Source organism: Isachenkonia alkalipeptolytica (genome assembly GCF_009910325.1).
In the GTDB taxonomy this organism is placed as follows: Bacteria; Bacillota; Clostridia; order Peptostreptococcales; family T1SED10-28; genus Isachenkonia; species Isachenkonia alkalipeptolytica.
On the sequence record NZ_SUMG01000041.1, the window covers coordinates 1 to 5,986 of the forward strand.

A 5,986-nucleotide genomic window follows, 5' to 3' on the forward strand; every position below is an offset into this window, starting at 1 on the left:
TCCCTGTAATATGCAACGGTGGACCTCGGTATGCCTGTTACCTCTGATAACTGTTGTAAATTGTACCCTGCCATAGATAAAACCCCCTATTGTCTTTTACTGTCTTTATTCGCCATTGATGGCCGGTATTCCTGCTTATATTTTATACCCCACCCCTCGTGCGTGTAGCCTGTGTATTATACAGATGTATCCCCTTCGGTTCTTATGCCTACTGTTTAAACTTATAACCGGGGGGACGGTGGCCACTTTTTATGTAGAAAAATAAAAAGGCCCGCTATCTTTAGCAGGCCCCTTCGGGGGTAACTCTATGTTTTTTATCGTTGCTCGCTGGCTTTACTGTAAGTAACTACAATACATTTATTTCTTAGCTGGCTTACTTCCTGGGCTGTCATGGTTCGGATAATCTCGCCATTGTTCCAGGGCTTCCGCTCTAAATACTTTCCGTTCCGCTTCTCCAATACTACGGTTTCCTTTGTGCTTGTACCTAGTAACCGTTCCAATCTCTTTAGTCTGTCCATATTATAGGCCCCATTGATATATAATAACTTTGTGGGTTTCTTCCAGCTTATCGACTTCCTGCGGTGTGTATTCAGCTATAATGTTATCGCTTCCCCAGGGCTCACATTCTACATACTTGCCATTTAAGGCCCGTAATAGAAGCGGTGGCTTATAATCAAATCCTAGGGCTTTTTCAATACGCTTTAGCCTACTACTCATAATTATTGCCCCCTCACTTTATCCAGCTTTTTCATGAGTTCCCTTCTCATTTCTTTGTCATGCTCTGATAACTCCGGCGGTTTCGGTATGTGTTCCCCTGCGGTTATCCTTCGGTATAGCTCTAGGCCCTTCCTTCGGGTATCGTTAAAAGTGATGGCCTTTACTCTAGGTTTTAATTTAGCTTCTAATTTTAGCAACCGGTCCTTCATTGTTTTTCCGCCATTTCTTCTAGCTTCTCAATACGCTTTTCCACCTCTAGGGTTTTAATAACGCTTCCGGCTACACTACAACCGTATATAATAGCCCGGTGTCTTTGTATATCTTCCGGTGTGTTGTCTTTGCCCTTTAAGGCTTGCAGGCTTCCATTGAGTATCCTTAATATATCTGTGCTAGTCTTTAATGCTCTGATAGGCCCCTACCCCCTTTCAATCGCTCTGTATAGGCTTATATAGGCTTTTATCGGTTACTATTAAAACCTTTCATAAAATCATCATCACTAACGCTTCCAGGCTTCTTCCCTACTTGCTTCCTTAGTTCTTCATTCTCTGCCTTTAGCCGCTCAATCTCTTTTACCTTTTCATTATCGTATAGCTCTTTAATGCTTGTATCCTTCTTAAACATTTCGCTCATTTGTATTATCCCCCTTAAAAATTATAGTTATTCGCCTTAGTTTTTAAATTCCCTTTTAGGTTTTCTTCTATTGTCATATCATCTACACAACCGCTTCGGACTATCTCTGCGGTTACAAACTGTGCAAAATTAAGTTTCATACTACGGTTTTCCTGCATCATTTTTTTATGCTGTGCCTGGGCTTCCTTTAGTATCCGTTCCGCTTCGTAATATAGCCCGGCGGCTTTCTTTTCAACCCTGCTACGCTCGGCCTTCCAATCCTCATAGACTTTATCGGCCATCTCATGCGGTGTAACCTTCTTCCGCTTTAGGATCCCTTCCCGGGTTTCCAGTTCTGCAATCTGTCCCCTCAACTTTTGAATATCTTTTAAGGTGCTGTTTTCTTCGGTAGTGGCGTACTCTGTCTCTAGCCTGTCAACTTCCGCCTTTTTATCCTTAATGCTTGTACTCAAATCCTGCAACTTTTTAGCCTGGCTCTCTTTACTCTGCTTATACTCAACAAATGATTTCAGTTCCATAGTATCCCCCTTATTTTTTAGTTATTTTCATTACTTTATCGTGGGCCCCGTTCTTCGATTCGTGGGCCTGCTTTTGCTGTACCCTCGCTGTTTCTTTCCGGTGCTTCTCCAGTAACTCTTTTTTCTTTGCTTTGCTCTGTTCCGCTGTCTTAATCATTTTTAAATACCCCCTGTTTTTTATTGTGCTTGATTCATCATTTCATCATACTTTTTAGCAAAGTGCTTTTCATTGTGTTCCTTTACCTTCTCCGGGTTTGCTTCCCGCCACCTTCTCATGTATTCTCTACGGGCAATTTTTGCTTTTTCGCTTCTACTTAGTCCCTTGGCCACTTCTTACACCCCCTTTGCTTATATGTTGATTAATTGCTTATAAATATTTCATGCTATCCCCTTCTACAACCATTTAATTCTTAGTATATCAAAAACGTCTAGTTACAATATTAAAACCATTGGAAATCCTATATTGTTTCGGCTCAACTAGGTATATCATATTTTCCAACCCCTAGATTAACAACCTAAATGTTAACCGTTTGTTTCCACCTTCATAATTATATAATTTTTCAATGTAACCGACTTTTTCTAGTGCTGATAATTCCCTTACTACATTCGGCTGTTTTGTCCTCATATCCTTTGCTAATCTTAATGTGGACGGGAAGCAACTTCCCTTTGAATAAGCATATTTTAAAAGCAATACATAGGTTTTTAACTGTCCCGGTGTGATTATCTTGTTAATGGCTCCCATTATTGCCCCGTTGCTTACTATGGTGTAACCCATGCCATAAGTTCCTTGTGGTTTGGCTTTTGCAAAGTAATTGTTAAAATTAGTCTTGCTGTTGCTTATTGCCATTACCTCAATTAATCCTTTTGTTTTTAGTCTATCTAGCGACTTTTTCAACGTCTTATCAGTCATGCAAGGGCTATTAGTTGCCTTTGCTGTTAACTTCTCTGTAAGCTGTCCTCTATTAAGTCCCTGCGGGTATTTAAGAAGTGTTCCATAAGCTATTAAGTCATAACCGCTTAATTCTTCATAGTAATTAAAAAGCCTGTTGTTATATTTTGTCGAATTATCTAATTGTAAATGGCCTATGCTGTTGCCTATACTACATTGTTCTTTATTGCAATACTCGGATAATATGGCCTGTTCTCGGGCCTTGGGTATCTTGCAACCTAGTAGGCTATAATCCCCATGCCAGTATCGGCTGAAATCGGCCTTTATTTCTTCGTTCGACTTTGCAGGCTTACAGTTCTTATTCCATTGGATAACAACCCCTAGGGCTTTGGCCTTTGTAAATCCTTTTGTTATCTGTAAATACTTTGTGATTCTACCTAGTGCAAAGTTCCGGTGGCCTTTGCCTACACCTTGTAACATGGCCTTTATACATGGCCTTTCTACTTGCCCTATATCCACGGGCTGTGCTTTTGGTTCTTCTTTGCTTAAATCGACTTCCAGGGCTTCCGCTATATCCTGCAACTTGTATTGCTTATGGCTGATTTCTACAACCTTGCAAGGGATAGGTTCCTCTTTTATATTCATTGTGTCCGGCAACCTCATTATTCGGGCTTTGTCCGTTGCTGATAAATCGGCCCCGGTGTTCTCTGCCATTACTCGAATAAGTTTCAAGGCTTCATTCCCTGCCCGTTGTTTCAATATCCAATAGGTATGTATTCCATGGCCACTATTGATAATTATAGAAGGTTTGGGAAGTCCGGCCCTCTCTATCCTCTCCAGGGCTTCGGCTTTTTCCATGTTATCAAAATCCAACCATAATGCCCCTGTGCTTCTACAACCTCGGGCGGTTCCGTTCCTTCCTGCCCTTGCATATACCCCTATATATACATTGGTGTCTTTTGGCGGCTCATACTCTAATGCCTGGGATAGTGTGAAAAAGTGTTGCTTTGATTCTTCTCTGTCGCTGGTTATCTCTCTAATTTCTATTAAATCTTTGCTATTACTGAAAAGCTCATTAAGAAAAATGTCCTTTGTCATAGAGTCCCCCTTTCTCGGGGTAAATAAAAAACCCCGCTAATAAGTGTTTTACACCTACAACGGGATTCTGATATGTAATATTAACATCATGATATTACGGTGTTGCTATACTGAAATTATCATGATATAATTGTATTACAAATTGAATTACATTCCGCTGTGGTGGTGGAACCGGTCCCTAGATGCTACCAACATCTTATAGGGACCACTTTTTTTGTTCTTTTTTATATTGTAACATAAAACTATTTTCGCATTCTATCTCATGTTTCTTTTCTTACTTATTTTATCATACCATTTAATCCAATTGCTGGGTAGGGACTTCAGAGGCTATCTTTCTTATTGCTTTCTTTTTCCTGTATATCCGGTATTTATGTACTTATTGCCCTCGGTGGTAATACTCTGTACCTTCTCCATTTTCACTCCAAAATCTTCTCTGATAATTTTCATTTTTCCAACCTCCCATTTTTTATTTGTATGGTTCTACTGCTACGGTGTCCAGTTCCCCTTGTTTCGATGTTCTCGCTATGGGGTAGGTATAGGGGCACACCTTACAACTTAGCTGTATATCATAGCCTTTATCGTCTATACCATCGTACCATATAGCTAATTCAAGGCCTCCGCCACACTTAGCACACTTCAAACTGTTTGCCACCCTTACACCTCCTTATTTTAAAGACTCGATAAAGTCTTTTTTAATCTGCAATTCCTTCCGCTTCTCCGGATCCGTTTCACTTTTCAATCTGTCATTAATTCCGTTGTACTCTGCCGCCAACTGGTCTAGGTAATAGACCCCTGCACGTTGTCGCTGTTCCTGGTGCTTGTCGTGTTCTTCATCTGTGAAATTCTTATACTCATCAGTTTTCATCATTTTTGCTAATTTCTTAATATCTAAATACTCCACCTTTACCCCTCCATTTCTTTTTTCCATCTACGCTTTACATAGTCATTGATAACCTTCTCCAGTACTTCTTGCATGGTGCTTCCTTCCATCGCCGCTATTGCTTTCAGTCTTTTGTGAATTTCTTTATCAAGTTTAATATTTATATTTTGCTGTATTTTCAACCTTTCCACCTCCTATATTTATATTATACTATATATACTCTTTGTTTACAAGGAATATATTTATTTCATAACTTGATGATATGGGGAAAGTAAAGTTAATAAAGACAACTATTCCCTAAAACTACATTTTGGGTATAGTTAAAATGGGCTCATAATCCCCCTGCCCTTTGCAAATACTATATAGTTGGTTTGGCCACTTTTCCAACTATGCTTTTTTATACAAATATTCATCAATATTCATAGTTTATACATGATTTATTCATAATATCGGCCCTTTTTATGGACTCAATTTATTGCTTTTACCTTAGTATTTATTAGTAGTTTACCCCCGGAAGTATTAATTTCATACCTCTAGCTATTTTCAACTGTTACGGGTACACCTTCACACATACCCATAGAAGGCCATAGAAGGCCCTTTAAGGCCACCTTACTATATACCCTTAGCATTGCCCGTTCATGCTCTGTTACCCCGTTAAAATAGGGCGTTATTCACTATAACTTTTATTCCCTATGCTATACCATACCCCCGGGAATGATGGCCACTTTTTCCCTTCCCCACGTTGCTATTATTTCCCCAGTAACCGCTGGAAGAAGTTTTTCCTTTCCGGTGCTTCCTGCTTTTCTTCTTCCAGGGCTTTCTTTTCCAGCTGTCTTACTCTGTCTTTTAAGTCCTCGATTTCCTTTTTCTGTTCTGCCATTACTTGCAGGGATTCGGTAATAATAGCAAGGGATTTTTCCAACTGTTGTCCTGTTCCCCGGCTATCCTGTCGGATTTCTTCTATATCATGTATCTGTTGGAATTGCTCTTGTAAGGCTTCCTCAATTTCCTGTTGGCTTTTATTGTCGGCTGATAGTTCGGCAATCAATAACAACACTTCTTCCGTTGGTTCTAAATACCTTCGATTCCTGCCTTTACCCTTCATATTGAAATATTGGCGGTATTTGTCCCTGTAATATGCAACGGTGGACCTCGGTATGCCTGTTACCTCTGATAACTGTTGTAAATTGTACCCTGCCATAGATAAAACCCCCTATTGTCTTTTACTGTCTTTATTCGCCATTGATGGCCGGT

General features: G+C 39.8%; 12 protein-coding genes. All 12 read right to left on the reverse strand.

Features of this window, described 5'->3' with window-relative positions; all coding sequences use genetic code 11:
* Positions 1–314: 314 nt before the first annotated feature.
* Positions 315–518 (reverse strand): hypothetical protein, encoded by a 204-nt coding sequence (locus tag ISALK_RS14470; RefSeq protein ID WP_160723556.1) that lies wholly within the window; start codon positions 516–518, stop codon positions 315–317.
* Between the two features lies 1 nt (position 519).
* A complete protein-coding gene (locus tag ISALK_RS14475; RefSeq protein ID WP_160723558.1) occupies positions 520–717 on the reverse strand; it encodes a hypothetical protein in 198 nt (65 codons plus the stop codon).
* Positions 718–719: 2 nt separating this feature from the next.
* Complete coding sequence (locus ISALK_RS14480) at positions 720–926, reverse strand: hypothetical protein (protein WP_160723560.1); 207 nt, start codon at positions 924–926, stop codon at positions 720–722.
* Between the two features lie 247 nt (positions 927–1,173).
* Positions 1,174–1,347, reverse strand: a complete 174-nt coding sequence (locus ISALK_RS14485) for a hypothetical protein (RefSeq protein ID WP_160723562.1) — start codon at positions 1,345–1,347, stop codon at positions 1,174–1,176.
* A 14-nt stretch (positions 1,348–1,361) separates the two neighbouring features.
* Entirely contained in the window at positions 1,362–1,865 is a 504-nt protein-coding gene (locus ISALK_RS14490) for a hypothetical protein (RefSeq protein ID WP_160723564.1), read from the reverse strand.
* A 10-nt stretch (positions 1,866–1,875) separates the two neighbouring features.
* The gene (locus ISALK_RS14495; protein WP_160723566.1) at positions 1,876–2,022 is read right to left on the reverse strand and encodes a hypothetical protein; all 147 of its coding nucleotides are present in this window, start codon (positions 2,020–2,022) and stop codon (positions 1,876–1,878) included.
* Between the two features lie 20 nt (positions 2,023–2,042).
* The gene (locus ISALK_RS14500) at positions 2,043–2,195 is read right to left on the reverse strand and encodes a hypothetical protein (protein WP_160723568.1); all 153 of its coding nucleotides are present in this window, start codon (positions 2,193–2,195) and stop codon (positions 2,043–2,045) included.
* 172 nt (positions 2,196–2,367) lie between these two features.
* Complete coding sequence (locus ISALK_RS14505; protein ID WP_160723570.1) at positions 2,368–3,852, reverse strand: helix-turn-helix domain-containing protein; 1,485 nt, start codon at positions 3,850–3,852, stop codon at positions 2,368–2,370.
* Positions 3,853–4,318: 466 nt separating this feature from the next.
* The gene (locus tag ISALK_RS14510) at positions 4,319–4,504 is read right to left on the reverse strand and encodes a hypothetical protein (protein ID WP_160723572.1); all 186 of its coding nucleotides are present in this window, start codon (positions 4,502–4,504) and stop codon (positions 4,319–4,321) included.
* A gap of 12 nt (positions 4,505–4,516) precedes the next feature.
* The gene (locus ISALK_RS14515) at positions 4,517–4,753 is read right to left on the reverse strand and encodes a hypothetical protein (protein ID WP_160723574.1); all 237 of its coding nucleotides are present in this window, start codon (positions 4,751–4,753) and stop codon (positions 4,517–4,519) included.
* 2 nt (positions 4,754–4,755) lie between these two features.
* Positions 4,756–4,914 (reverse strand): plasmid partition protein ParG, encoded by a 159-nt coding sequence (locus tag ISALK_RS14520; protein ID WP_160723576.1) that lies wholly within the window; start codon positions 4,912–4,914, stop codon positions 4,756–4,758.
* 566 nt (positions 4,915–5,480) lie between these two features.
* Positions 5,481–5,933 carry a MerR family transcriptional regulator gene (locus ISALK_RS14525; RefSeq protein WP_160723578.1) on the reverse strand — a complete coding sequence of 151 codons (453 nt, stop codon included), beginning with the start codon at positions 5,931–5,933 and terminating at the stop codon, positions 5,481–5,483.
* Between the last annotated feature and the right edge of the window lie 53 nt (positions 5,934–5,986).

Coding starts and splice junctions, on each gene's coding strand:
- ISALK_RS14470 (WP_160723556.1), bottom strand. CDS start 518: ATGGACAGACTAAAGAGATTGGAACGGTTACTAGGTACAAGCACAAAG.
- ISALK_RS14475 (WP_160723558.1), bottom strand. CDS start 717: ATGAGTAGTAGGCTAAAGCGTATTGAAAAAGCCCTAGGATTTGATTAT.
- ISALK_RS14480 (WP_160723560.1), bottom strand. CDS start 926: ATGAAGGACCGGTTGCTAAAATTAGAAGCTAAATTAAAACCTAGAGTA.
- ISALK_RS14485 (WP_160723562.1), bottom strand. CDS start 1,347: ATGAGCGAAATGTTTAAGAAGGATACAAGCATTAAAGAGCTATACGAT.
- ISALK_RS14490 (WP_160723564.1), bottom strand. CDS start 1,865: ATGGAACTGAAATCATTTGTTGAGTATAAGCAGAGTAAAGAGAGCCAG.
- ISALK_RS14495 (WP_160723566.1), bottom strand. CDS start 2,022: ATGATTAAGACAGCGGAACAGAGCAAAGCAAAGAAAAAAGAGTTACTG.
- ISALK_RS14505 (WP_160723570.1), bottom strand. CDS start 3,852: ATGACAAAGGACATTTTTCTTAATGAGCTTTTCAGTAATAGCAAAGAT.
- ISALK_RS14525 (WP_160723578.1), bottom strand. CDS start 5,933: ATGGCAGGGTACAATTTACAACAGTTATCAGAGGTAACAGGCATACCG.